Consider the following 631-nt stretch of genomic DNA (forward strand, 5'->3'; position numbering starts at 1 on the left):
TAGGTACTGGGAGGCTATTTATATTCCATACATATATTGCTATTCAAAAATGATCTCTTTAATTCCTTTAATCGGTGTATCTTTGTTCGATCCATCTTTGAAATATAAGTGAACTGGTCCATCCTCTTTTAATGGTTTTCCGTTTAAAGAGAATAGGAAGTATGTATTTAATAATTGCTCTAATGTAATAATAACATCATCTTCATTCGTTTTTAGGCGAACATGTTCAACATCTGCTTCAGGTTCAGCTGCACGGATGAACGACTCGATTGGCATGACAAAAGAATGTTTTAAGATTTTTTCTCTTTCAAAACGGTTAATGCTTTTATTTACTGGAGGTTTTATTTTCGATTGAAAATAAACTTCCTGATCAAACATTTGGGCAGTTTTTTTGTATGATTCATCTTCAACTTCTTCTTTTTGACCTGTAAAAGCATCTTCTAAAATAACTTTACGGTCATCAAAAATCCATACAGATGCATCTAAAGTAATTGGGAATTTAATTTTTCCTTTCATTTGAATAATCATCATTACACCTCATTTAATTTAAATACCTTTGTAAAGGATAACAAAAATATATGATTTTTTCATTTATTTCAACTTATAAACTTATAAAAAACGAAAATAACAT

1 protein-coding gene is annotated in these 631 nt (G+C 29.0%); it reads right to left on the bottom strand.

Annotated elements, in window-relative coordinates:
- Positions 1-39 precede the first annotated feature (39 nt).
- Positions 40-528, bottom strand: a complete 489-nt coding sequence (locus WKT09_RS13730; protein ID WP_340416563.1) for a hypothetical protein — start codon at positions 526-528, stop codon at positions 40-42.
- Positions 529-631: the final 103 nt, after the last annotated feature.

The organism is Pseudogracilibacillus sp. ICA-222130, assembly GCF_037892545.1.
GTDB lineage: Bacteria > Bacillota > Bacilli > Bacillales > Amphibacillaceae > Pseudogracilibacillus.

Bases quoted from the DNA above. Each gene is read 5' to 3' on its own strand.
- WKT09_RS13730 (WP_340416563.1), bottom strand. From the start codon at position 528: ATGATTATTCAAATGAAAGGAAAAATTAAATTCCCAATTACTTTAGAT.